At 60.3% G+C, this 24,588-nt stretch carries 18 protein-coding genes and 1 pseudogene; 9 read left to right on the forward strand and 10 right to left on the reverse strand.

Annotation, left to right across the window (positions count from 1 at the left end):
* Positions 1 to 6: 6 nt before the first annotated feature.
* Both MST27_RS07350 and pdxR read right to left on the reverse strand, forming a co-directional pair.
* On the reverse strand, positions 7 to 5,133 hold the full coding sequence (locus tag MST27_RS07350) for a RecQ family ATP-dependent DNA helicase (protein WP_243605349.1): 5,127 nt from the start codon (positions 5,131 to 5,133) through the stop codon (positions 7 to 9).
* Positions 5,134 to 5,578: 445 nt separating this feature from the next.
* On the reverse strand, positions 5,579 to 7,030 hold the full coding sequence (gene pdxR / locus MST27_RS07355) for a MocR-like pyridoxine biosynthesis transcription factor PdxR (protein WP_243605350.1): 1,452 nt from the start codon (positions 7,028 to 7,030) through the stop codon (positions 5,579 to 5,581).
* A 126-nt stretch (positions 7,031 to 7,156) separates the two neighbouring features.
* On the opposite strand from pdxR, the gene MST27_RS07360 reads away from it, so the two are divergent.
* Complete coding sequence (locus MST27_RS07360; protein ID WP_243605351.1) at positions 7,157 to 7,783, forward strand: LysE family translocator; 627 nt, start codon at positions 7,157 to 7,159, stop codon at positions 7,781 to 7,783.
* A gap of 139 nt (positions 7,784 to 7,922) precedes the next feature.
* Here the strand turns inward: MST27_RS07360 and MST27_RS07365 are convergent, their stop codons facing one another.
* The 5 genes from MST27_RS07365 to MST27_RS07385 form a co-directional block, all read right to left on the reverse strand.
* Positions 7,923 to 8,519, reverse strand: a complete 597-nt coding sequence (locus tag MST27_RS07365; RefSeq protein ID WP_243605352.1) for a nuclear transport factor 2 family protein — start codon at positions 8,517 to 8,519, stop codon at positions 7,923 to 7,925.
* 22 nt (positions 8,520 to 8,541) lie between these two features.
* Positions 8,542 to 8,946 carry an OsmC family protein gene (locus tag MST27_RS07370; RefSeq protein ID WP_243605353.1) on the reverse strand — a complete coding sequence of 135 codons (405 nt, stop codon included), beginning with the start codon at positions 8,944 to 8,946 and terminating at the stop codon, positions 8,542 to 8,544.
* 456 nt (positions 8,947 to 9,402) lie between these two features.
* Positions 9,403 to 12,471, reverse strand: coding sequence for a sensor histidine kinase (locus MST27_RS07375; protein ID WP_243605354.1), 3,069 nt, complete (start codon positions 12,469 to 12,471; stop codon positions 9,403 to 9,405).
* 70 nt (positions 12,472 to 12,541) lie between these two features.
* Positions 12,542 to 13,435 carry a pirin family protein gene (locus tag MST27_RS07380; RefSeq protein ID WP_243605355.1) on the reverse strand — a complete coding sequence of 298 codons (894 nt, stop codon included), beginning with the start codon at positions 13,433 to 13,435 and terminating at the stop codon, positions 12,542 to 12,544.
* 58 nt (positions 13,436 to 13,493) lie between these two features.
* Positions 13,494 to 14,147 carry a hydrolase gene (locus MST27_RS07385; RefSeq protein WP_243605356.1) on the reverse strand — a complete coding sequence of 218 codons (654 nt, stop codon included), beginning with the start codon at positions 14,145 to 14,147 and terminating at the stop codon, positions 13,494 to 13,496.
* A gap of 433 nt (positions 14,148 to 14,580) precedes the next feature.
* Here MST27_RS07385 and MST27_RS07390 point away from each other — a divergent pair.
* From MST27_RS07390 to MST27_RS07425, 8 genes and pseudogenes are all read left to right on the forward strand, one after another.
* Positions 14,581 to 15,289 (forward strand): annotated as a pseudogene (locus tag MST27_RS07390) (hydrolase).
* Between the two features lie 145 nt (positions 15,290 to 15,434).
* The gene (locus tag MST27_RS07395) at positions 15,435 to 16,019 is read left to right on the forward strand and encodes a putative antibiotic biosynthesis monooxygenase (RefSeq protein WP_243605357.1); all 585 of its coding nucleotides are present in this window, start codon (positions 15,435 to 15,437) and stop codon (positions 16,017 to 16,019) included.
* Positions 16,016 to 17,998: an amidohydrolase gene (locus MST27_RS07400; protein WP_476756130.1), complete on the forward strand. Its 1,983-nt coding sequence runs from the start codon at positions 16,016 to 16,018 to the stop codon at positions 17,996 to 17,998. Before MST27_RS07395 ends, MST27_RS07400 begins: the two co-directional genes overlap by 4 nt.
* A gap of 53 nt (positions 17,999 to 18,051) precedes the next feature.
* A complete protein-coding gene (locus tag MST27_RS07405; protein ID WP_243605359.1) occupies positions 18,052 to 19,281 on the forward strand; it encodes an OprD family porin in 1,230 nt (409 codons plus the stop codon).
* Positions 19,282 to 19,283: 2 nt separating this feature from the next.
* The gene (locus MST27_RS07410) at positions 19,284 to 20,882 is read left to right on the forward strand and encodes an MFS transporter (RefSeq protein ID WP_243605360.1); all 1,599 of its coding nucleotides are present in this window, start codon (positions 19,284 to 19,286) and stop codon (positions 20,880 to 20,882) included.
* 16 nt (positions 20,883 to 20,898) lie between these two features.
* Entirely contained in the window at positions 20,899 to 21,651 is a 753-nt protein-coding gene (locus MST27_RS07415) for an alpha/beta hydrolase (RefSeq protein ID WP_243605361.1), read from the forward strand.
* A 153-nt stretch (positions 21,652 to 21,804) separates the two neighbouring features.
* Positions 21,805 to 22,407: a response regulator gene (locus tag MST27_RS07420; RefSeq protein WP_243605362.1), complete on the forward strand. Its 603-nt coding sequence runs from the start codon at positions 21,805 to 21,807 to the stop codon at positions 22,405 to 22,407.
* Positions 22,408 to 22,509: 102 nt separating this feature from the next.
* Positions 22,510 to 23,010, forward strand: coding sequence for a RidA family protein (locus tag MST27_RS07425; protein ID WP_243605363.1), 501 nt, complete (start codon positions 22,510 to 22,512; stop codon positions 23,008 to 23,010).
* On the opposite strand, the gene MST27_RS07430 is transcribed toward MST27_RS07425, so the two are convergent.
* The 3 genes from MST27_RS07430 to MST27_RS07440 all read right to left on the reverse strand — a co-directional run bounded on the left by MST27_RS07430 (position 23,007) and on the right by MST27_RS07440 (position 24,587).
* Positions 23,007 to 23,579: a helix-turn-helix domain-containing protein gene (locus MST27_RS07430; RefSeq protein WP_243605364.1), complete on the reverse strand. Its 573-nt coding sequence runs from the start codon at positions 23,577 to 23,579 to the stop codon at positions 23,007 to 23,009. The genes MST27_RS07425 and MST27_RS07430 overlap by 4 nt on opposite strands.
* Positions 23,580 to 23,714: 135 nt before the next feature.
* Entirely contained in the window at positions 23,715 to 23,981 is a 267-nt protein-coding gene (locus MST27_RS07435; RefSeq protein ID WP_243605365.1) for a DUF2790 domain-containing protein, read from the reverse strand.
* Positions 23,982 to 24,278: 297 nt separating this feature from the next.
* On the reverse strand, positions 24,279 to 24,587 hold the full coding sequence (locus tag MST27_RS07440; protein ID WP_243605366.1) for an antibiotic biosynthesis monooxygenase family protein: 309 nt from the start codon (positions 24,585 to 24,587) through the stop codon (positions 24,279 to 24,281).
* Position 24,588 lies beyond the last annotated feature (1 nt).

Below are 24,588 nucleotides of genomic sequence, written 5' to 3' on the forward strand. Positions count from 1 at the left end.
CCAAATTTATTCTCTTTGCCAGGCCATAAGCAGGGGCACCACCAACTCCCACTGCTCGCACTTGTGCCAGGCCCGGTACTGCTCATCACACCGATCGGTGTGGCGTACCAGAATCGCTGCCACTTCGCAGTGCTCGACATCGAGGTCGAGCTTGAAGGACTTGGCGGTGCGGCCCACGACTTGATTGTTGGTGTCCAGGATGAGGTAGCGGTCTTCCTGGGCCTTGAGCGTGAGCGGATCGCCTGGTTCCAGGCTCGCCAGTGCGTTGTGGACCGCTGCGCTCGGCGGCTGACGTCCCGCGAAGTCCAGATCGATGTCCTTGAGCGACAGCTGCAGGTAGCGCTTGTCGAGTTCATGCATAGGCTCGCCGACAAACCGCTTTCCCATCACTTCGTCGGTCAGGCTTCTTGCGAACGGGTTACCGCCTGGGAATTCACATAGGGTCAGCGTCTGCTCGGCACGGGTCATTCCGACGTAATAGAGCCGGCGCTCATCGCTTAGGGTGTCGGGTTGGGCGGACCATCCGCCATCCAGGACCACGACGTGTCGAAACTCCAGACCCTTGGCCGAGTGTACTGTGCCCAGGTACAGCCCCTGCTTCGGCTGCTGGCGCAGCTCGCGGGCGTAGTCGTATAGCCAGTCGATCAGCGCGTGGGCGGCGAGCGGGCATTGGCCAAACTCGGCGGTAAGCTGATCGAATGCGGTCATGAAGAAGCCGTACCAATCCGGAACAACGGCCGCCTCGCTCAGACGCGTCCATGCTTCGGCCGCCGTTACCGGTTCGGTGATCGCGCGTAGCCCTTCGACCGCGCGCACGAAGCCCCGCTGGGCCGTAAGTGGCAATGCACTGTCCTTGTCCGCGGCCAGGCAGTACGGCACGCCGTGCGCCTCGCACCACGCCTGAACCGGGAGCAGGTACTGATGGGTGCGCGCCAGTACGGCGCAGCCCTGCCAATCCTCGGTGTCCAGCGTGAGCAGCCGTTGCAGCTCGGCCATCGCCGCTTGGGCCTGAACGTTCGCGCGTGCATCGTCTTCGGCATCGACCCTCAAACGCAGCACCCGCCCTGCCCGCTCCGGATCCAGGCTCTCCCAGTCGCCACCTTTGGGTCGTTCACGACGGGCCGTGTCGATCTGAATGGGATGATCCTGTTTCAGGCGATCCGGGTTACGACCGATGACACTATTGGCGGCTTCGATGATCCGGGCGCTGGAGCGGTAGTTATCGATGAGATAGCTTTTCGCGGCCGAGTAGTCTTCGCAAAAGCGCTCGATGTAGCGGTTGTTGGTGTCGCGCCAGGCGTAGATGTTCTGGTCGTCGTCGCCCACCGCCAGGATGCACAGCCGTCCTTCCTCTTCGGCCTTGCGACCGGCCAGGGCACTGACCAGGCGGTACTGCAGGTCGTCGATGTCCTGGTACTCGTCGACCAAAATGTAGCGGTACCCGCGCATCAGTTGTTCGCGCAGGTCGTCTTCGCCTTCGACCTGGCGCTTGCCTTCGAGCAGCTCGACGGCCTCGCTCATCACCTGGGCCAGTCGCACCTCCTCCACCGTCTCGCCGCGCTCGAAGCGGGTACCGGTCAGACGCATGGCCATGCGGTGATAGGTCATGACGTTGACCCCGAACGCATCGGGTCCCACCAACCTCAGCAGGCGCTGCTTGATCTCGTTGGCCGCATGCCGGTTGAAGGTCAGGGCCACGATGCAGCGTGCCGGAACCCGGCGTACGCGTAGCAGATAGGCAATGCGGTGAACGATGACCCGTGTCTTGCCCGAGCCAGGGCCGGCCAGCACCAGGCGATTGATGTCATCGTCATCGGAGACGATGACTCGCTGGGCCGCGCTGAGTTTTTCGACGATGCTGCGCCAGGACTCCTCACTGGTGGCGAGCTTGAGCACCTCCTCGCGGCCGGCAAAGTAGCGGCGAATGAACTCCTGTTTGGCCAGGGTGAAGTAGTGTTTGACCAAGTCGCGGGCTTCTCGCATGGAGCCCAGCGCCACTTCGGCGTACTCGCGCATGACATGCACCTGAATACGCTTCTCGCGGTAGTGCTCGTCCAGGCGTTGATAGTCGTCCTTGAGGTAGCCGGTGCGCTTTTCCGGATCGACTTCGATGGTCATGGCACGACGCATCACCGTCATGCCGTGGTTGAGGGTCAGCACGTCTTGTTTGTGGAGATAGAGCAACACGTGCTCGATAGCACGGCGTTGCTGTGGCGGCTCGATGCGTGTGCGCAGTTCCAGGTCCCGGTCGATCAGGTCCATGAGCTCGCCGAAGGTGGTGTCGACCAACAAATCCTTGCTGCGTGATCCCGGCGGCAGCTTGCCAATCAGAAACGGCAGCACCACAGCAGCCAGGGCGCGACGGCGCTCCCCTAGCCCCTGAATGCCCCGCCAGTTATACCCACCGCGGATGCGCAGCTTGAGAAAGTCCTGGCTGATCTGACGCAGCTCGAAGCTGCTGCGCAGTTGCGTCTCGCTGTCGTGATCCTGACCCAGGCTCCGGAGCAGACGCAGCACCTGCAGCGGTATGAGTTCCTCATTGCCCGTGGCGGTTTTGAGCGCTGCGGTCAGCAGCGGCAGGTTCAGATCCTGCCAGTCGCCGCTCTCGGCCTCGGGTGCCTGCTCCTGCAAGAGATCGAACAGCGCCGACTCCAGCTCCAGCGTGGCTTGCAGACGTTGTGTGGACGGTCCCACCACACCGTGGCGCACGTAGAGGGTGAGTTTGGAGTCATTGACCAGCAGGCCCAGGTCCTCCATCTGCCGCAGGGTCGCGGTGACTTCTTCGGAGGTGAGGCTGGTCAGGGCCATCAGGGCATCGGTGTTGATGCGCTCATCGGCGCTCGCATCATAGAGAAAGCTCAGAATGGCCTTGAACTCTTCAAGCCTTCGGGCTGGAAGCTTGGCATTGGCCAGACGCTTGTCAGCCTCCTCCTTGGAGAGCTTCAGGCTCGCCGGGAAGATCTGGGTCTGGTTCTCCTCGCGCTTCAAGAACTGACCGCGCTCGAGCCAGGCCACGGCCGTGGCCACCTTGGTTTCGGCATCGCGCTCGCCAGCCTCGAAGCTGGTCTCGACCTGCTCATCCATCAGCACTTCGCCCGCGGTGATGACGACCTTGCCGCCCTTGCGCCGCTCACTCTCCTTGCGCAGTTTGCGCAGGATCTGCTGAATGTCGCGCAGGGTCAGTTTCGAGCCCTCGCACATGCCGAACTGGTTTTCGATGTCCTGGGCGTCGTACAGCAGGACGCAGCGGGCCTCGCCCTGGTCGCGCCCCGCTCTGCCGGCTTCTTGCAGGTAGTTCTCCAGCGAGCCAGGGATGTCGGCGTGCACCACCAGGCGAATGTCGGATTTGTCCACGCCCATGCCGAAGGCGTTGGTGGCCACGATAATCTTGAGCTCGCCGCTCTTGAATGCGTCCTGAATGTCCTTCTTCTCGTGCGGCTCGAGCCTGGCATGAAAGTACTTGCAGGCCCACCCATGACCGATCAGAAAGTCCGCGAGCTCCTCGGCGCCCTTGCGGCTGGAGACGAAGACCACCGCCCCGCCCTCGTGGCGGCCCAGTTCGTCTTCGAGCAGCGCCTGGGTGTGGTGGCGCTTCTCGGCCCGGGCACAGGGCAGCACCTCGAAATGCAGGTTGGTGCGTTCGTGGGTCCCGATGAAGCGCTCGAAGGTAATGCCAAGCTGGTCCTTGAAGTGCTGCTCGATGTCTTCGAGCACATCGGGCTTCGCCGTGGCCGTGAAGCAGCCGATGGCGGCCAGCTCACCGTCGCCGGTGAATTGCTTGATGAAGCGTGAGACGTACAGGTAGTCCGGGCGAAAGTCTGCGCCCCATTTGGACAGGCAGTGCGCTTCGTCGAAGATCCAGGCGCCGACCTGGCGCTGGGCAATGGCCCGGCGGAAGGCCTTGTTGCGAAACTGCTCGGGCGAGACCAACAGAATCCCCAAGTCCCCCAGCTGAATCTTCTCCAGCACCTCGGCCCGCTCGGGCATGGTCAAGAGGCCATTGAGGGTGGCGGCGCACTGGACGTTGCGGGCCAGCAGGCCATCGACCTGGTCCTTCATCAAGGACTGCAGCGGCGAGATGATTACGGTGAGGCTGCCATTGCGGTGAAAACGGTTCAGGGCCGGGAGCTGGTAGCACAGCGACTTGCCACCCCCGGTCGCCAGAATGGCCAGCACGTGCTTGCCCTGCATGCCGGCCAGCACCACGTCGTGCTGCAAGGTGCGGCCGTCGGGTTCGGTCCGAAAGTCGTCGAAGCCGAAGTAACGCTTGAGCTCGTGGCGCGGGTCGTGAGTGGTGCTGCAATAGCCGCAGTGCGCTTGGCCGCAAGGTATGTCGCGCAGCTCGGCGATCAGCCGTCCGACACCCGGAAACTGATGACGCACCCAGGGCGCCAGCACCGAGTTGCCGCCCGAGACGCGCAGCCAGGCCAATGCATAGGCCAGGGGCCAGTGCAGGGACTCGTCCAGCAGGGCGGTTTCGAGCAGTTGCTCCAGGCGGGTGCTGCAGACCTTGAGGGGACGGCTCAGGGTCGGGTCGGTTTCTTTGAGCAGCTCGGGGATGAGGCTGCGCAGTTCGGTGAGGCGCTTGGGTGCCTGGCCGGTGATCGAGGCAAAGAGTGAGCCCAGGTCGCTTTTGAGCGTTGGGGCCAGCAGCGCCTGGTAGCACAGGAGCTCGGCCTGGTGGCTCGTGTTGAGCTCGGCGAAAGCCTGGCGCTGGTCGTTGAACAGGGTGAGCGTGGAGCGGCAGTCCGACAGCGGTGAGTTGAGGCTGTCACGAATGAGTTTGTAGTCCTTGACCAAGCGGTGATACGGGTTCTGCGGAAAGGCCAACGGGGACAGACGCAGGGTGTCGATCACCGGAAGCTGGTGGAGAGCCAGCTGTGGCGCCCACAGTTTGAGGATCGGCAGGTCATGGTCGATGACGTTGTGGCCGAGCACGAAGCTGGCGCCCTGCCCTAGCGCGTCCAGAGCGTCGAGGACGCTGGGCAGGTCCTTGTCGACCTTGCGCTCGAGTTCCTCGCCCGTATCGGGGCGTAGGGCACCGACCATGAAGATGCGGTCGGGTTGGTCGGCTTTGCCGGGGGCGACTTCGAGATCGAAGATCAGGCTTTTGGGTTGAGACGGTGAAGCCATCCGGACGGCGATCCTTGCAACAGACTACGGGGCTGCCTGCACTGTAGCGGCAAACGCCGGGTGTAGGTAGGTGCGTGAGGTCGCGGTGGGGGGCGGGGGGCTCCGACGGGTGTGAGTTAGAGCAACAGCAAAAGAGCGAAAGAGCAAGATTAGACGTCACCCGGCTGGGCCGGGTCGCGCTGGCATGCTGCGCATCGAGCCGGCCGGTGCCGTCTTGACCCCCGGGCGCGTTCATCGCTGACGGGGGGCGATGGCTGGTTTCGGCCAAAAGCAGACTCTCGCCAGCGTTTGCTTGTGCTCAATAGCATCACTGGCTTAGCGGATGCACCTGATAATTGGTGCGATGCGAAGGACGGGAGATCAAGATGCCATTCCTTTGGATTTTCCCGTCTCGTGGGATCCTGCGCTGCGATCCCGAGCTATAAGCAATCGCCGCGTGTAGCCATCAAATTGCGTCCACCTGCAGCAGTTCTGCAAGCTTACACGAAGCGGTTTTTGCCTGTGCGCGAGTAAGGGCGGCAAAGCCCAGCACGAACGCCGGCGCCAACTCATGCTGATGGCAGAACTGGCTCAGGGGGTGCAGCAGTATGCCGGCCTGTTTCGCTGCTTCGATCAAACGAGGTTGGTTCTGACCAGGCGTGAGCCACAGGATCAGATGGAAACCTGCATGCTCACCACTGATGCGAAAGCACCCAGCGGCATGCGTTTGCAAGGTCTCCAGCAGGATATCGCGTAAGCCCTGGTACTCCTGACGCGCACGCCTTAGATGGCGAAGGAACGCAGGGCCTCGCATGAATGCCGCCAGACCCAGTTGCTCGGATACGCCAACGCTGCGCCCCACTGTATGCCAAAGTGTCAGAATCTGATCGTGTAGTTGCGGTGGTGCGATCAGATAGCCGAGCCGCAAGTTGGAGAACAGCGCCTGATTGAAACTGCCGCAGTAGATCACTCGCTGCATCGAGTCGATGGATTTCAGCGCTGGCAATGGCGCCCGGTGGTAGTTGAACTCACTGTCGTAGTCGTCCTCGATGATCCAGCCATCATGGCGCTGCGCCCAATCCAGCAGCTCCAGGCGCCGAGTGGCTGACATGATTACCCCAAGCGGCGACTGATGCGCCGGGGTGACATAGGCCAAGCGACAGTCAACCGCATCGGATAAACCACGCAGATCCAAGCCTTGCTCATCAATGGGTGCATAAAGCAACGATGCTCCCGCCTGGGCAAAGATACGGTGCACCGCCGGATAGCCCGGATCTTCAACAACCACGTGATCGCCTGGGCGCAGTACGCAACGCGCTACCAGATCAATGCCATGGCGGATACCGTTGGTGATTAACAGGTGCTCTGCTTGGCAAGCGATACCGCGGTGGTTACGTAGATACCGCGCAATCTGTTCACGCAACGCCAGCGTACCCTGGGGCTCGACGTTGCACATTTGATCAAGGGTCATCCCCGCCATGGCCCGTTGCAGATGTTCCGCCCATTCGGTGGGTGCCAGCAACTTCGGATTGGCCAGGCGGGCCACGAACGGGACGCCTACCTTGGCCCGATGGTCCGCCCCTGAATGCGTAGACTTGTCGCTAACACTGGCAGACGCGCCCAGTGCCCGGGCGGTGCCGCGGGAATCGCTTACCGCTTTCAGGTAACTGTCGGGGATGACCGCGCTGACCCGACTGCCTGAGCCGACCTGGCGAAGGATGTATCCCTCGAGCTGCAAACGTTCGAATACGGCTTCCAACGTGCCGCGCGCAATACCCCAACGCTGAGCGAGCAACCGGGTGGACGGCAGGCGATCCTCCGCCTGCAGCAGACCATTCAGAATCGCTTCACGTATGGCTCGATAAGCGCGCTCTTGTTTGGTCTTGGCGATGCCCTCTGCGGGCAGGGGAAGATCCAAGGGCGAAGTGGTTTTGCCTTTCCCCATAATGGTCCATACCCAGCTCGTTTATATGGCCCTGCCAAGTGAGCCAATGGGGTTCTAGTGTAGCCACTCCTCCACGGCTAATTCGGACAGTGGTATCCCATGTCGAACATAAACTATGTGCTATTCGTACTCATCGTCGTGGCTCAGGTTGGCTCACCGGGACCGTCGACCGTCTTTTTGATCAGAAACGCCGTGATCTATGGCCCCAGCCGTGCCGTGTGGATACTCACAGGCGACCTGCTGGCGATTGCTGTGCTCGCGAGTTGCTCGATGCTGGGCCTCGACGCGCTGCTGGTGTCCAACCCCCGCGTGTTTATGGCGATACAAGCTGCCGGTGCGGGATATCTGGTCTGGCTCGGCGTTCAGCAACTGCGTCTGGCGGGCCGCCGCGTCCTGAACGAGGACGCACTCGCGTCATCCGAGCGACTCGCCTCGCTATGGCGAAAATCCTTCGTAGTAGGCATCAGCAACCCCAAGGCGATTCTGTTCTTTGCCGCCCTGTTGCCTCAATTTGTGGATCCTGAGGACACCAATACCGGGGCGCTGCTGAGCATGATACTGCTTTTCCTGCTGATCAAGCTCATGGTCTCGGCGGCCTACGCGTTAGCCGCAAAAAAAATGTCGAAAAGCTTGGCCCGGCCCGGTGCGGCAGCGTTGGGCAAGCGGCTTACCGGGGCTGTACTGGTGATGTTCGGCGTGGCGATGGGGAGCAGTGCATTCGGCTGATCGACACCTCTTGCTTTCGCAACCGCAAGTTCTGGCCGCCGGGTGTCTGGCCTGGAGCAGCTTGTAGGCAGTGTGAGACGACCGGGGCCGGGGGATAGCCGTTGCGATGAGCGCCGCCTTTCGCGCCGGCCCTAGGCAGTTACTCCGCTCCCACGGTGAAGGGCGCTGTGTCTTCAGTCGTCTTTACAGTCCAAGAGCCAGACTGCCGAAACGACCGGGAAGAAGCATAGGTGTCTTCCAGGAACTGGAAATACGTCATCTTGCCATCTCGAACTTTGGCGAGGATGGAGAACGGTGAGGTGAATACTTGGCCGACCGTTACGGACCGGTAAGTGAACTTACCAAATATCGCGACATCTTCGCCGGAGGCGATCGTGTCAGTGACGGTGAAGTCTTCAATATCCCAGTAGTTTGCAACTCGCAGAAATGTATAGCTGTAGGCCTGCGGGCCCTTGCGTGTGCCTGTCCAGGGCAGAATTTCCTTGAGTTCCGGATTGTCGAAATTGAGGGAAACGTAGGTTGCATCTGGTGCGACCAGTCTCTCAGCAGCAGCTTCAACCTTATCGGGAGCGGTATTGGACAGAAATTCCATTACTACCGAGAGTGAGTCGGCAGACTGCGTTTTGCTGTTTGACTCTGACGCGGCGAGGGCAACCGTTGAAAGCGTCGCGACGGACACACCGGTGGCGAGCGCAATAACTGCAGCCAGCGACTTTGTTCGGGCAATCGTGATCATGAACTGTCTCCTGTATGAGCGCTTACGCGGCGCCTTCATAACTTGTAGTGATTATTGTTTTGTCAGTTGTCATCAGCTTATGAATAGGGCACTTGGCGGCAACATTGATGAGGCGTTCCCTCTGGCTGGGATCCAAGTTCCCTTCTAGCACCAGATCAACCTGCAATTGGTATTTGCCAGATCGCTCTTCACTGCTATCCCGATTGATGGTGATACTTACATTATCAAGCGGGATGCTAGACCTCTCGGCAAACATAAATAAGGTGATTGCCTTGCATGCAGCAAGCGCTGCATCGTATAGATCATGGGGATTGGGCCCACCGTCCGACTCCGAATCAAACCGTGCGTCGGCGTTCAGTTCATGCTGATCGATCTGGAGCAGTTGGCGGAATTTTCCCAAATCGCTTTTTGATAGTTTTATTGCCATTACATGGCTCCTGACTTAGAAATACAGGACGACGGATAGACTATTTATCGGACCGATGCGTGCCGCATGTCAGGCACATCGTTGGCACGCCTACCCGCATGGTCTAAAACCAACTTGGCGAAACAACGAACGAAGCGACTACGAAAGCGTGAACGGTTAAGCAAACGGACCGTTACTTTCCCAGGGCGCACGAGGCCGATTAACAACAGGGAGAGATTCGAACTTCAGGGTCGTGCTTCGTGGCTGTGGCCGATGGTGCGCTAAGCGCGCCATCGACCCCACTATGGCAGCGAGGCCAAACGTGGCACAGCCCAAAAACGGGGGGCGCCGATCACCACTAAAGTGGGGTTCACGGCAGATTTTCAATGCGAGAGTTCGATGATCTAAATACCCTCGCGTATCAGCGAATGGTCTCCACGACCAACCGTGATGGGGATGTTGAAGCCGGCCATAGCTTCACCCTACCCTGCTGAAACGGGTTTGCGCGTTGCCGACCCCACGCTCGTAGGCGGCGGAGCCAGGCAATGACAGGCTGATGTGCGTGCCTTTTCCAGCATCGCTTTTGATCGATAGCGTCGCCTCTATTCTCTCGGCACGTTCGTACATGCCCCTCAGGCCGCCATGCTCGGGTCGCCCGCGCATTCGCTGGTAAACCGGATCGATGCCTATCCCATCATCGGCAACAAGCATTTCGAACCGATGCGGCGTGTAGGTGAAGGTGACGGAAATCTGGGTTGCCTGGGCATGGCGAAGCGAATTCAAAACCGCTTCCCTCCCCACCTGATAGAACGCATCGCGAACGGCGCTCCTCAACAACGCTGGCTGACCTATATTGCTGACCCGGTAAGCAGCAGAACCTGACCTTTCATCCCGCTGCAACGTTTGGAAAGCGGCAGCCAGGTCTTCTGCGGGGGCCATTTGTCCCCGCAAGCCGGTGATCCGGTCGCGCCCCTCGGCAATTACCTGCTCGGCCCGGTCCAGCGCCCGCTCCATTGAACGGCGAGCACGAGAATCCTCGGGCAGGGTATCGGCGACCGCCTGGAAGCTGAGCATCATGCCCTGCACGCTTTGCAGCAAGGTGTCATGCAGCTCGCGTGCGATGCGCTCGCGCTCCTGAAAGCGCTCTTCCAGGCGTGTTCTGAGCGCCATCTTTTCCCGCCGCGTATAAATTCGGGAGATCCAGAACGCCAGCGTCAGCAGCGTTGCTGTAACGACCAACAAGAACGCCGGGCGAAGGTAGAAAACCTGGGGAATGATGATGGTTAACGTCGCGTCAGGAAGATTAAGGCCTTCACCCCCGCCAAGTGCACGGACCTGAAACTCGTAGTCACCCGGATGCAAGCGTGAGAAAACCGCTTGCCTGGAACGCTCAGCATCGACCCACTCAGAATCATGGCCTTTGAGCCGGTATTGAAACCTCACGGCCTCGGGTGCGGCGATATTCAACGCCGAATAGGAGATAACAAGTTTTTCAGGCGCTGCTGAGAGTCGAACGGCTGCGCCGGATAGATCAAGATCGACCCCGTCCGCTGTCAGCGACTTGATCGTGACGGTCGATGGTTGCGTCATTCTGCTTGCTTGGTATGGATCAACGGAGACGACCCCATTTCCGGTGGCGAACCACAGCAAGCCTTCATTCGTGTAGACAGCTGTAGGCACCGGCAATACCTTGTAGGGATCCATGGGTAGCCGGCCGATGTGGTCATGGGAGCTGTACAAGAGCGTGTCACCACCGGCCAATACCCGCTCGATCTCGGCCGCCGGCAGTTTGAAGATGCCGCCACGGCTGTGTACCCAGATATCCATTCCGGATCCGCCAGCGTGCTTTTCAGCCGGTACGGCGACCAACCCGTAGATGTTCTGAAAGGGCCCGGCAGCGGGCAGCTCCAGACGATAAAAGCGTCCGTCCTTGAGGTATGCCAAACCGTGCTGACCGCCAACCCAGGTGCGGCCAGGCAGATGCAGCATCGCCGTGACATGACCTATGTCCAGCCCTTGCTGTTCGCCCCAGCGCGTTAACTTTCCATCATCAACGGACACCAGAAGATTATCCCGGTAGCCGAACCATGGCCGGCCTGCCAAGTCGAGGGAGGCGGTGACGGGCATCACCTGCCGCTCGGCATTGCTCACCGGCTCAATGCGCCGCCATTGCTGATCAGCCCAGACGTAAAGCCCCGCCCGGTTGATCGAGACCCATATGGCGCCATCCTCATCTACCGCCATCGCCCTTACGGCGGCCTCACGAGCGGATACGAGCGGTAACGGTGCGATGCGCACCGGCCCGTCTTCGGAAAGCGAGAAAATTCCCCGATACCCTCCAGCCAACAAGCCGTGATGCTGGCTATTTACCAACGCGGTGATTGGCATATCCAGTTCAAAGGTGAAATGGCTGTCGCCCCGCCAGCCGATCAGCTGACCATTATCAGTGCCGACCCATAACGCACCGTCACCGCTGACCGCCAATGCATGGCTCCCCGCGCCTACCGGCAACGCCAGCGGAGCCAACGCGATACGCCTGAGCCGATCCAGGCCGGCATCCGTGCCTACCCAAAGGGTCCCATCGCGGTCGATGAGCTGGGCCAGCACCTTATCGGAGCTCAGACCGTCACGACTGGTGTAAGAACGGAACGGATCCTTATCGTCCCGCTGCCCCTCAGCCAGGTAATGCACCCCGGCTCCTAGCGTGCCCAGCCAAGCCCCGCCCTGCTCGTCCAGCACGATGCTGACCGAGCGTGGTGCCGCCATCTTTTCAATTTGAACGGTGGCATGGCCTATTTTCTTCAGACGTAACAAGTGATCGCTAGCACGATCGGTTATCCATATGTCCCCTGCTGGGGATGAAGTTATCTTGCTAATAGATTGGCTCTTGATAGCGACTGGAATGAAGGCAGACGCCCCAGGAGGGAGCATGAACAACTGCTCTTCGCTCGCTGCCCAGACATGGCCATCTGCATCCACGTGCACCGCTCTGGCATGGCGCTCTGCAAAACCCGCCTCCTTGCCAACCGGGTGCCAGTCCGTGCCGTCATGTCGGGCGAGCCCATCATCCGCCGCAGCCCAGACTTGACCTAGCGGGTCCTCGGCCATGCTGTAAATCACCCCGCCCGGAAGGCCGGGATCAACCGGCTGCAGCTCGCCGTTTGCGCTGATCAGACGGACTCCACCGGCACGAAGCCCCACCCATAATCCTTTGGGGGTGCTGAGAAGCGCCGAGACCACACCGAGCGGCTCGCCTTCTGCAGAGATGAATTTCTCGAACTCGAACCCATCGAAGCGATACAGGGAATCATGAGTTCCCAGCCACAGGTATCCATCGGCGGTTTGCGCAAGCGCACCCACCGAGCTGGGCCCGTGGTCGCTGGCAGTCCAGCGATGATGGTCCATGACGTCCGAAACGCGCGCCGATGCGCTCGTGCACGCGATGCAACCAAGCGCGAGGCTCAGCAGCAGGACTACGTAAGTCCGCACAATATTCAACTCAGGCCTAAGCCTACCGAGACTGATGGGATGGCTTGAGTTAGTCATGTTAGTTACCGAGTCAGAACAATGCGCGGTAACGAATTGCGTAACGCCCGATCACCTATGGATCGTCTCCTCAGCGGGCAGCCCGTAATGTTGGCAACGGCTCGTCTGGCAACGGAATGAATTCGGCATCGTCGGCGTCTGGCAGCTTCATCGTTCCCGCTTTCCAGTCCGTTACTGCCTGCACGAGCCGGTCCTTCGAGGACGAGACGAAGTTCCAGTAGATGTAACGCTCCCCCACGGAGTCGCCGCCAAGGACCATGACTCTGGAGCGTTCCAGCGCACGAACACGCGAAGCGCCCGCTCCCAGCACCAGCATCTTCCCGCTCTCATAGCGCGTTCCAGCGAACTCCACGGCCCCGGTCGCCACGTAGATTGCACGCTCCTCGTAACCGCCCGGAATCTCGGCGACGGCGCCCTGGGCCATGTCGAGATGCGCGTAGAACAGCGGCGAATGCGTTTCGGCCCCGGCAGTCAAACCGTAGGCGCTGCCGGCAATGAGCTGCCCTGCCACGCCGTCGTGGTCCCACTGCGGCAAGTCGATACCTGCATGATGGGAGAAAGAGGGAGCGGTCTCCTCCTGCTCGGCAGGCAGCGCTACCCAGGCCTGAATCCCGTGCAGATGATCGCCATGGACGCGGGCATGCTCGAACCGCTCGCTATGTGTGATGCCGCGCCCCGCGGTCATCCAGTTGACTTCCTGCGGCCGGATCGCCTGCTCGTAGCCCAGGCTGTCCCGGTGCATCACGTCGCCAGAAAACAGATAGGTCACGGTCGACAGACCGATGTGTGGATGCGGGCGAACGTCTACTTGGCCACCCACTCCTGGTGGGAGATCGAAGGGCCCCATATGGTCGAAGAAGATGAATGGACCCACCATGCGCTGCTTGGCAAACGGCAACACACGGCCCACTTCCAAACCGCCGCCGAGGCTGCGTCGCCGCTGCTCAATGATCATCTTTATCATTCTTCTCTCCTGATCGAACGCCGGCATCGTCAACATGCGATGCCGGGCCTCGTCATGCTCAGACTGCCTTTGTAGGCACCGGAGTATTGAGAAGCTGCTGCTCCCACAGAAAGGCGATACCACTACCGCCGGTATGCTCCTTCATCACCCCGATCATTCCTTCCAGGGTATCGGTCCGGGCCCAATCGCGCTGCCACTCAGCTGCCACAGCCAACCAGGTCATCATGTTCACGCCAGCGCCGATCATGCGTTGGATTGCAACCTCGTGAGCCTCGACAGAAACCGCACCTGACGCATCGGTTACCACCGTTACGTCCCAGCCCTCTCCAGCAGCTTGGATGGCTGGCATGGCGACGCAGATCTCGGTCCAGAGTCCGGCGATGATCAGCTGCTTTCTCCCGGTGGACTTGACCAGGTCCACCACTGCCGGGTCCTCCCAGGTATTGATCAGCGTCCGGTCGATTACCTCCTGGTCAGGGAACACGTCGGTGATCTGGGGGAAGATCACGCCGCCCTGAGCAGCCAGCACGCTGGTCAGGATGGTGGGTACCTTGAATGCCTTAGCGGCCTTGGCCAGCCCCGCCGAGTTGTTGATCACCATCAGTGGCTCATGGCTGTTCAGGTTCGCCAATTGGAACGGCTGGTGGTCGATGAGCACCAGTACCGAGTCCTCAGGACGAAGAAGCGAAGCAAGGCCGTTACGAAAAGTCATGGATTTATCCTTTGGTTGTGAGCTCATCCGAACTGTCGCCAGATGCGACGCGCGGGGGGGGGTCGTAAAACGCCCATTTACTGTCCCAAAGCAGCCTTGTTTCTTATTGGATGACTGTCTGGGGTTGGGATGAGTGTGCGGTCGGGATCACTTTTTTATCGGCCTCGCCACCCGCCCGAACGGCCGCACCTCGGGCGCTAGCTACGCCGAAGCAATGCCTATCCCCCCGTCCGGCAGCACGCACCCGCTGCTTCAAGCATGCATTCGCAGCATGCGCGTACCAGAACGGCACCCTCGTCCAATTAACCCCAGCCGGCCCCTGCGATAGTGCCGACACGTCTCCAGCAATGCCCGACCCAAGCATTAGCGGAGGGGTAAGTGCGCAGCCGAATGCTCGCAAATAGAAGAAAACAGTTAGAAAAAGGTGACCATGATGACCAATCCAAAACTTGAAGTGCTGACACCCAGTAACTGCCAGGTGATCTTTATTGATCAGCAACCGCAGATGGCCTTTGGTGTGCAGAGCATTGATCGCCAGACACTCAAGAACAACGTCGTGGGCCTGGCCAAAGCCGCCCGCATATTCTCGATTCCGACCATCATCACCACCGTCGAAACCGAAAATCACCACCGTCGAAACCGAAAGCTTCTCCGGCCACACCTATCCCGAGCTGCTGGAGGTCTTCCCCGACGCCCCGATTCTCGAGCGAACTTCGATGAATTCCTGGGATGACCAAAAGGTGCGTGATGCACTCAAGCGCAACGGCCGCAACAAGGTCGTGGTTTCAGGGCTCTGGACCGAGGTGTGCAACACCACCTTCGCCCTGTCGGCGATGCACGACGCCGGCTACGAAATCTACATGGTGGCCGATGCCTCTGGCGGCACCAGCCAGGCGGCGCACGACTATTCAATGCAACGCATGATCCAGGCCGGCGTTGTGCCGATGACCTGGCAGCAGGTTTTGCTGGAATGGCAGCGTGACTGGAAAAACCGCGACACCTACGACGAGGTGATGAAGGTCGCCAAGGATCACTCCGGTGCCTACGGCATGGGCATTGATTACGCCTACACCATGGTGCACAAGGCCGACGAGCGCGTCAGCCATGGTCCGATCCTGGCGCCTGTAGCCGCCCCCGTCTGACCGCTCACCTCGACCGCAATGACCGGCGCGCCTGCGCTCGGCCCCACCAGTAGGCCGAGACTGCACCCACCCCCGAGGCAGTCGGTCTGCCACAGGCGCGCCTTAGTAGCAAGCCACTGCCATGGCAAGGGCTGGAGCGATAGGCATGAACACAAGCGCAGCAAACACCGCTGAAACCGTCACCCTGGTCGTGCGCCATCGCGTTCGGCGTGGCCAGGAACAGGCGTACGAAAGCTGGCTGAGACGCATCGTTGCCGTTGCCAGCCAGAGCGCTGGCCATCTGGGTGTCGATGTGGTCCGCAGCACCAGCGGCGGCCTTCCGCTATTTACCTGCGTGCTTCGCTTCAGCTGTTCGGAACGCCTGCGCAGCTGGCTTGAATCAGCTGAGCGAAGCCAGCTGATCGAGGAAGCAAAACCCCTGCTTGCCGATGGGGACCTGACCGAGGTCAGCACCCTCAATGATTTCTGGTTCGTGCCGGCTGATGACCAAAGACAACCTCCGCGGTGGAAACAGGCGTGCCTTACTTTCGTCGTGATCCTGCCGTTGAGCCTGCTGATACCGCAGCTCTGGCAACCCCTGTTTGCCCGTCAACCTGCACTGGGCGCCTACCTGCCGAGCAATACGCTGATCACCCTCAGCATCGTACTGCTAGTCGTGTATCTGTTCATGCCGATGGCAACGCGGCTGTTCGCCAGTTGGTTGAACAGCACCGAGGAGAAACGGACATGAGCACAGATAAACCCAGCAAAAGCCGTCGTCAATTCGTTGCTACAGGTTCGGTACTTGGCGCCGCCGGAATGCTTTGGGCCGCCCTGCCCTTCGCGGGCCACGCCGGCCGAACGTTTGCCACTACACGAGGAAGCGACATGACTGCCGACACCATTCTGTTCAACGGCCGCATACATACCGTAGACAGTGAGAATCCCCAGGCCAGCGCCGTGGCCATCAAGGATGGACGATTCCTGGCGGTGGGTGACGACGCGACCGTGATGGCAACTCGCGGCGACGCAACTCAGGTCATCGACCTGCAACGCCGCTGCGTCATTCCTGGCCTCAACGACTCCCACCTGCACCTGATCCGAGGGGGGCTGAACTACAACCTCGAACTGCGTTGGGAAGGCGTACCGTCGCTGGCCGACGCGCTGCGCATGCTCAAGGAGCAGGCCGACCGTACGCCGACGCCGCAGTGGGTACGGGTGGTCGGCGGCTGGAGCGAATTTCAGTTCGCCGAAAAGCGCCTGCCGACCCTCGACGAGCTGAACAGGGCCGCACCCGACACGCCGGTATTCGTCCTTCACCTGTACGACCGCGCCCTGCTCAACCGCGCCGCTCTGCGCGCGGTTGGCTACGACAAGAACACGCCAAACCCGCCCGGCGGCGAAATCCAGCGCGATGCTAGCGGCGAGCCGACCGGCATGCTGATCGCACGTCCCAACGCGCTGATCCTCTACGCCACCCTGGCCAAGGGGCCGGCTCTGCCACTGGAGTATCAGGTCAACTCCACCCGCCAGTTCATGCGCGAACTCAATCGACTGGGCGTGACCAGCGCCATCGACGCAGGTGGCGGCTACCAGAACTATCCGGACGACTACAAGGTGATCCAGGAACTGGCCGACAACGACCAGTTGACCGTACGCATCGCCTACAACCTGTTCACCCAGAAGCCGAAGGAAGAGCTGCTCGATTTCAAGAACTGGACCGGCAGCGTCAAGCTGCACCAAGGCGACGATTTCCTGCGCCATAACGGCGCCGGCGAGATGCTGGTGTTCTCCGCCGCCGACTTCGAGGACTTCGTCCAGCCGCGCCCGGATCTGGCGCCCAGCATGGAGGACGAACTTGAGCCGGTGGTGCGTCATCTGGTCGAACAGCGCTGGCCGTTCCGCCTGCATGCCACCTATGACGAGTCCATTTCGCGCATGCTCGACGTGTTCGAGAAGGTCGACCGCGACATGCCGTTTAACGGCCTGCCCTGGCTGTTTGATCACGCCGAGACGATCAGTCCGCGCAACATCGAGCGCGTGCGTGCACTGGGAGGCGGCATCGCCATTCAGCACCGCATGGCGTTCCAGGGCGAGTACTTCATCGACCGTTACGGTGCCAAGGCCGCCGAGAACACGCCTCCAGTCCAGCGCATGCTGGCCGAAGGCATTCCGGTCGGCGCCGGCACCGATGCGACCCGCGTGGCCAGCTACAACCCATGGACGGCGCTGTACTGGCTGGTCAGCGGCAGGACCGTCGGCGGCACGCAATTGCACCCGCAGGGACTGCCGCGGGACACCGCGCTACAACTGTTCACCCATGGCAGCGCCTGGTTCTCCAGCGAACAGGGCAAGAAGGGCCAGATCAAGGTTGGTCAGCTCGCCGATCTGGTGGCGTTGACGGAGGACTTCTTCAGCGTCGAGGAAGAGCAGATCAAGTGGCTAGAGTCAGTGCTCACCGTGGTCGGCGGCAAGGTGGTGCATGCCTCCTCCGATTTCGGCAACCTCGCCCCGCCTACGCTGCCCGTCATGCCGGACTGGTCGCCGGTAGCTAAGCTACCCGGGCACTGGAAGCCTGTGGCTGCTTCGCTGTCCGCCAGCATTCACCAGTGCATCGGTGCCTGCTCGGTGCATGCACACCAGCATGACAGAGCGCGCCGCAGCAGCATTCCGGTCAGTGACCATCAAGGCTTCTGGGGTGCGTTCGGGTGTTCGTGTTTTGCCTTCTGAATCCTGCCAACCAACGGCCGGCCCTCCGGGGCTGGCTGCTCGGCGCAGCCCTGATGGGTGCAGGCAGTCCTGCTGTTGCCAACGGCTCAGACGAACACTGCCGTTGGATTCTGCTGCTGCGCAACTATTTTCTGCACAACGATCTGCGCGACCGCCCAGGCCCGAGCTACCAGCAGGAATGGGCGCAAGGGTTCATCGGCAACCTGCGTTCGGGTTTTACGGAAGGAGCGCTTGGGCTCGGCCTGGATGCCCATGCCTTCCTCGGCATCAAGCTCGACGGTGGCCGCGGCCGTGCCGGTACTGGCCTGCTGCCGGTTGATGCACAGGGGCACGGTCAAAACTACGCCTCCGCCGGCGGCGCTATCAAACTGCGCATGGGCGACCATTTGCTGCGCTATGGCGAGATGACAGTCGAGGCGCCGGTATTCGATACCGGCGACAAGCGTCTGCAACCCGAATACGCCAGCGGGGTGTTGCTGGACAGCAGGCTGTCACCCGACCTGTTGTTCCAGGCAGGACGCTTTACCCGATTCAAGAACCAGGACGGCAGCTCGCCCCATGACGACTTCAGCGGCTATGGCGCCTCGACCCGGGCAACCGCCATCTCCCTCGCCGGGATACGCCTGTTCAATAGCCGGGACCTTAGCGCTGCACTCTATGCCTCTCGCCTGGAAGACACCTGGGACCAGGGCTATCTCAACCTGAAGGCCCGGCGCGGCAGCTGGACCCTCGACGGAAATCTTTACCGCACCCGCGATCAGGGCACTGCACAAGCGGGCGACATCGATACGCTGGCCTACAGCGTGCTGGCGAGCTACCGCCGCGATGCGCAGACCTTCACCCTGGCTTATCAACGAGTTGATGGCGACACCCCGTTCGACTTCGTCGGTGGGGACTCGATTTACCTGGCGAACTCGGTCAAGTACGCCGACTTCAACGGGCCCCAGGAACGCTCCTGGCAGGCCCGCTACGACCTGGATTTCACCGCACTGGGCATTCCCGGCTTAAAGCTGACGGCACGTTACGTCCGGGGTCGTGGGATCGATGGTTCACGTGCGCCAGCCTCAGGCGCCTACGCACCCCAAGATCCTCAGCGCGTTACGTCTGGCGGTCGCCATTGGGAGCGGGACATCGACCTGCACTACACCGTTCAGCAAGGCTCGGCGAAAGGCCTGCAAATGAGCCTGGCCCATGTCAGCCACCGCGGCAATGACGCACAGGACACCCGCGACATCGATCGGCTGTACCTCATTTTCGAATTCCCATTACAAGGCCTGCTCTGACCATGACTACTGCCAAGCAATCCCCCTGGAGCGCGCTCAACCACAAGGCCTTCCGCTGGCTGTGGCTGGCCAGCATCGCTTCGAACATCGGCACCTGGATGCACGAGGTGGGCGCCGGCTGGTTGATGACCTCCCTCTCGGCCAGCCCGCTTAATGTGGCACTGGTGCAGGTCGCCGGGTCCGCGCCGATGTTCTTTCTGGCGCTGCCAGCCGGCGCGCTGGCCGATATCGTAGACAAGCGACGCTATCTGCTCGGCGTGCAACTGTGGATGGCAATCGTGGCCATGACGCTCGCGCTGCTGACCCTGAGCGGGCTGATGAGCGTTATGCTGTTGTTGCTGTTGACCCTCGGCATGGGTGTTGGCACGGCGTTGATGATGCCGGCCTGGTCGGCCCTCACGCCCGAACTGGTTGGCAAGCGTGACCTGCAATCAGCAATTTCTCTAACGAGCCTCGGCGTTAACGTGGCGCGTGCCCTGGGACCGGCGATCGCCGGAGTCTTGGTTAGCTTGAGCGGCCCCTGGGCCACCTTTGGACTGAATGCACTGTCGTTCTTTGCCGTAATCGCCGTACTCGTATCATGGAAGCGCGAGCCCACCACATCAGTTTTCCCGGCAGAGCGATTTTTCGGCGCGATGCGTATGGGCTGGCGCTACAGCCGCAGTTCAGTGCCGCTACAGGCCGTGCTGGTACGGGCAGCGGCCTTCTTCGTCGGCGCCAGCGCCGGGATGTCGCTGCTACCGCTGATCGTACGTGGCGAGCTGCAAGGCAGCGCAGCTGATTTCGGCTTGATGTTAGGCAGCGTCGGCATCGGTGCAGTGGTTGGCGCGATTTTGCTGCCCCGGTTGCGGGAAAAACGGAGCTCGGACGCTCTGGTCGCCACATCCAGTGTCATCTATGCCCTTGTGCTGTTTGCGCTGGCGTCGCTGCGCACGCTCTACGCGCTCATCCCTGTGATGCTAGTAAGCGGTGCCGCCTGGATTGCGGTCTTGTCCAGCCTGCAATTGGCCGCACAGACCTCGGTGCCAAGCTGGGTCCGGGCGCGGGCGTTGTCGGTCTATATCCTGGTGTTTTTCGGCAGCATGGCTGCAGGCGGTGCGCTGTGGGGACTGGTTGCCAGCCGCAGCTCGATCAACATTGCCCTGCTCAGCGCCGGCGCAGTATTGCTGCTAGGTATTCTCCTGACCACACGATTCCGTCTGCCGGTGACCGACGCTGATGATCTGGCGCCTTCACTGCATTGGCCGACTCCGGTGCTGAGTGATGATCAGGACCAGGAACACGGCCCGGTGATGGTCACGCTCGAATACGACATTGCGCCGGAACGGGTGGCCGCCTTTCGCCAGGCCATGCTGGAGGTCCGAGGGATGCGACAACGCAACGGTTCCTACTCCTGGGGGCTGATGCAGGACAGCGAGAACCCTCGGCTTTGGCAGGAATTTTTTTTCGATGAATCCTGGCTCGAACACCTTCGTCACCATCATCGAGTGACCCGCGCCGAACAACGTATCGAAGCCGCCGTCAGACAGCATCAGACCGATGGCATTGCGGTGCAGATCCGGCACCTGATCTCGCCCGCCCTGGATAAACGCGGCCTTTAGCAGTAGGACGCTTCCCTTGAAAAAATTAGTGGTTTTTATCCACGACGCCTGGTTGACGCCGGCCAGTTGGGATCATTTTCAAAGCCGCTTCACCGCCTGTGGCTATGTTTGTATGGCGCTGCCATGGCCAATTTTGAACGACTCGCCGGCGCACTCGCTCGGCTTGGGTTTGTCGGAGCTCGTCAAACATCACGCGGTACTGATCGCTGCCATGCCGCGGCCCCCGCTGCTGGTTGGCCATGGTTTTGGTGGCTTGATTGTTCAGCTATTGATTGACCGGGGCTACGGCAGTGCCGGTATTGCAATTGCCCCGGTACCGCCGCGCGGCATTCGTCCTGGCGTTCTGGCCCTCGATCTGCTTCCGGTGCTGTTAAGAGCGGGCTTGAGTTCGCAGGTCAACCTGAGTCTCAAACAATTTGCGAACGTTATCGCGCCGAACATGCCGCTCGCCGAGCAGCTCACGATGTTCCAGCGGCACGTGGTGCCAGCCCCAACACGAATCTTCTATGAGGCCGCATTGGGGATCGGCAGCAGGGTCAACTTCGCCAACGATCTGCGACCACCCCTTCTGCTATTGACTGGCGCGGATGACCGAAGCATTCGGGCAAGCCTCGTTGCCTCTAGCTATGGTCACTATCAATGTTCGGTCGCACCTACTGCATACAAGTGTTTTGCCACCCACAGCCATTTGTTGATTACCGAGCCGAACTGGGAGGAAGTGGCGGATTACGCGATCGAGTGGGAACAGGCTCAATCAGGGCGATTTTGACCAGGTGCCAGGCCACAGGCATGACACATCAGTACAGGCAGGACGGAAGTTGACCGGTGTGGTTTGACGGTCACGCGGCGCATGGAGTGGTTGTGGCATCGACCTACATCAAGAAGGAGAGCTGTCGTGAAAATGGATCAACCCATCCGCGTGATGGTTGTCGACGACCATCCGCTGCTTCGCGAAGGCATCGCGGCTGTTCTCGAAGGCCAGCCCGATATGTTGCTGGTTGGAGAAGCGGTGGACGGACGCGAAGCTATGGCGAGGTTTGAGGTGCTACGGCCGGACGTCACGCTGATGGATCTGCAGATGCCGGACATGAACGGCATCGAGACTATCCGCGCGATCCGCGAGCGATGGCCAGAGGCGCGCATCGCCATTCTCACCACGTATCGAGGCGATGTTCGTGCGTTGCACGCGATCAAGGCCGGAGCCATGGGCTACCTGCTCAAGAGCACGTTGCGCAAGGAACTGGTGGAAGCCATCCGCTTGCTCGCGGCTGGCAAGCGCCACTTTCCTCCTGAGATAGCGTCCGAACTGGCCGCCCACCTGGACAGCGATGGCCTGACGCCGCGCGAGATCGAAGTGCTGCAGTGCGTCGCGCTGGGCAAGCCAAACAAGGTGATTGCCAGCCAGCTTCAGATCTCCGAAGACACGATCAAGGGCCACTTGCGCAGCATCATGGATAAGCTGGGTGCGAATAATCGTACTCATGCGGTTGCCATCGGCGTACAGCGTGGCTTCGTCGAGCTGTAGGTACTGCACGGTACGCGAGTACAAATAGCGTACATCGATACAAGCTAGACACGCCGAGCTCGGTCATTGTTGGCCACGACGACTTTTCCTGGAGTGAACGCGATGAATGCAGGCCCGATCCAGACGCTGGGATATCTCAATCCACCCTGGATGCCAAATTACGGCTACGCCCAGGTTGAGCAAATCGATAACCGGCTGCGCATCGTCGGCCTGATTAGTCTCGACACTGCCGGCAACCTGGTCGGCCCCGCACCGGTGGATGCCAAGGGCCTGCCCACCGACCACTCGAACATGGCGTTGCAGATGCAAGTGGCGTACGCCAACGCCAGCAAGCTGCTGATGCTTCTCGGCGGAAGCCTGGATGATGTCATCGAGGAAACGCTTTACGTAGTGGAGTTGGAGCAGGCGATCCAAGTGGTTACGGGCGTACGGCGTCAGGCCTATGGTAATCCCTGGCCTCGATGCAGAAGCAGGTTGGTCAGGGCGCCCCGGTTGCTGTTTTCAGAGCAGCTTGTAGAAATAGCGCTGACCGCCGAGGTCTCCATTTGCCTTTCGCTCCTGAACCCAGCCCCAATGAAAAAGAAAATGGTCGGTACCAATTAATTCCGGGCGCCGAACATTCGGCGCCATGTCTTCGGCGACAACCCCACCTCACGACGAAAGGTCCGGCAGAAATGCGACTGGTCGCAGAAACCATGACCAAGCGCGATCTCGGTGAGCGAAGCAGAGCTGACCAGCATGACCTGACGCGCCGCCTCGATCCGCCGACGCGCCACATACGCAAGCGGCGCCACACCAAGGGCCTGCTTGAATGCATGGGAGAAATGACTGACGCTGAGGTTGCAGGTGGCTGCCAGTTGCGGCGTACGGATGGGGCTTTCCAGATGCTGGTCGATGAAATGATCCACGCGTTGAATCTGCCACCCCACCAACCCGCCGCTACCCCGTGCGCTCGGGGGTAGCGCTGGCGTAACTGGCTGGAGCAGTCCGATAGCCTGCACAAGTCGAGCAGACGCCCTTTCGCTGTCGTCATGCATCACGGCCAAGGCGTCGCCCAGCAGTTGCAGTACCGCTTCAATTTGCTCTGGCAGCCTCGCTTCGAAGCATCGATCGATTACCGGATCGTCCAGTGTCTTGGGAAACATGCCCAGGGGATGGCTCATCATGTTCATGTTGTCTGTCTCCGGATTGCCCGAAACAGATGATGTTGCCCACTAGGCACGGCGCAAAAGCCCACTCCGTGGGGCACGCATCCCCCCCCCGAAAGTGGGGGCTAGGGCGCCTCATGGGCGCCCCGCTATCCTGCACTAGCGCCCCTTATGGCACTGCTTTGGAAGAGCTCTGTAATTTAAAACTTGTTTCTTTCCAGCCGAATCTATGTATTCCATTCTATGGTCTACTGGTTTGCAACCAGAGCCATCTTTGGCTGATATTGATAAAACCTTTATCACATCAACTTTATCTCCATACTTATATGTCACTGAGCGATTTTCAGCGACTGCACTAACGGACAACAGCATGCCAAGACTGGCGACTATGACGCGTGCTGTATTGCGAGTTTTATTACTGATCATATATTAACTCCGAGAAATTGAGAGACGCGGTGGTAATCCCATGGAAAGCGATACGCCAAATGGTTCGCCTAACAATCGCTATAGACATACCCGCCTTTGTGAAACGGATAGCGATTAGTAGCGACCAGTCGATTTGGTCTACTAGAGGGGATTTATTAAGCTAAACCAATGACTCTTACATTGAAGAAGCTGACGACCTGACAGTCCTTGGCGTTTAGATTGGGACTGCCAGATTTGATTTATCAATTAGCGACTTCAAGGCTGAATAACCGTCATTAATCCACTGTAAAATTCATCTCAAAGATGTTCTTCGGTAGCGAATGGTGCACCTTCGATGTGATAGACCGTCGGCTCTTCCGAGAAGTATTCCTCCAGACCGTCCATGAACACCTGATGGTCTTCACCCGCTTCGAAGACCTTGTGGTCCTCAAGTGAGCGCCACCGCACGATGAGGTTGAGTACCTGGGGCGTTTCGATGCCTTGCGCGAGCATGTGGCCGCCATAACCCGTTGCGCGTTTGAGCAACGGTTCGACGTCGGCAAATGCACGTTTGAAACTCTCGACGCGTTCTTGGTGAATGGGGAGCACAGCGATCTCGTAGATCATG

It is taken from the genome of Stutzerimonas marianensis, assembly GCF_022810315.1.
Classification (GTDB): Bacteria; Pseudomonadota; Gammaproteobacteria; order Pseudomonadales; family Pseudomonadaceae; genus Stutzerimonas; species Stutzerimonas marianensis.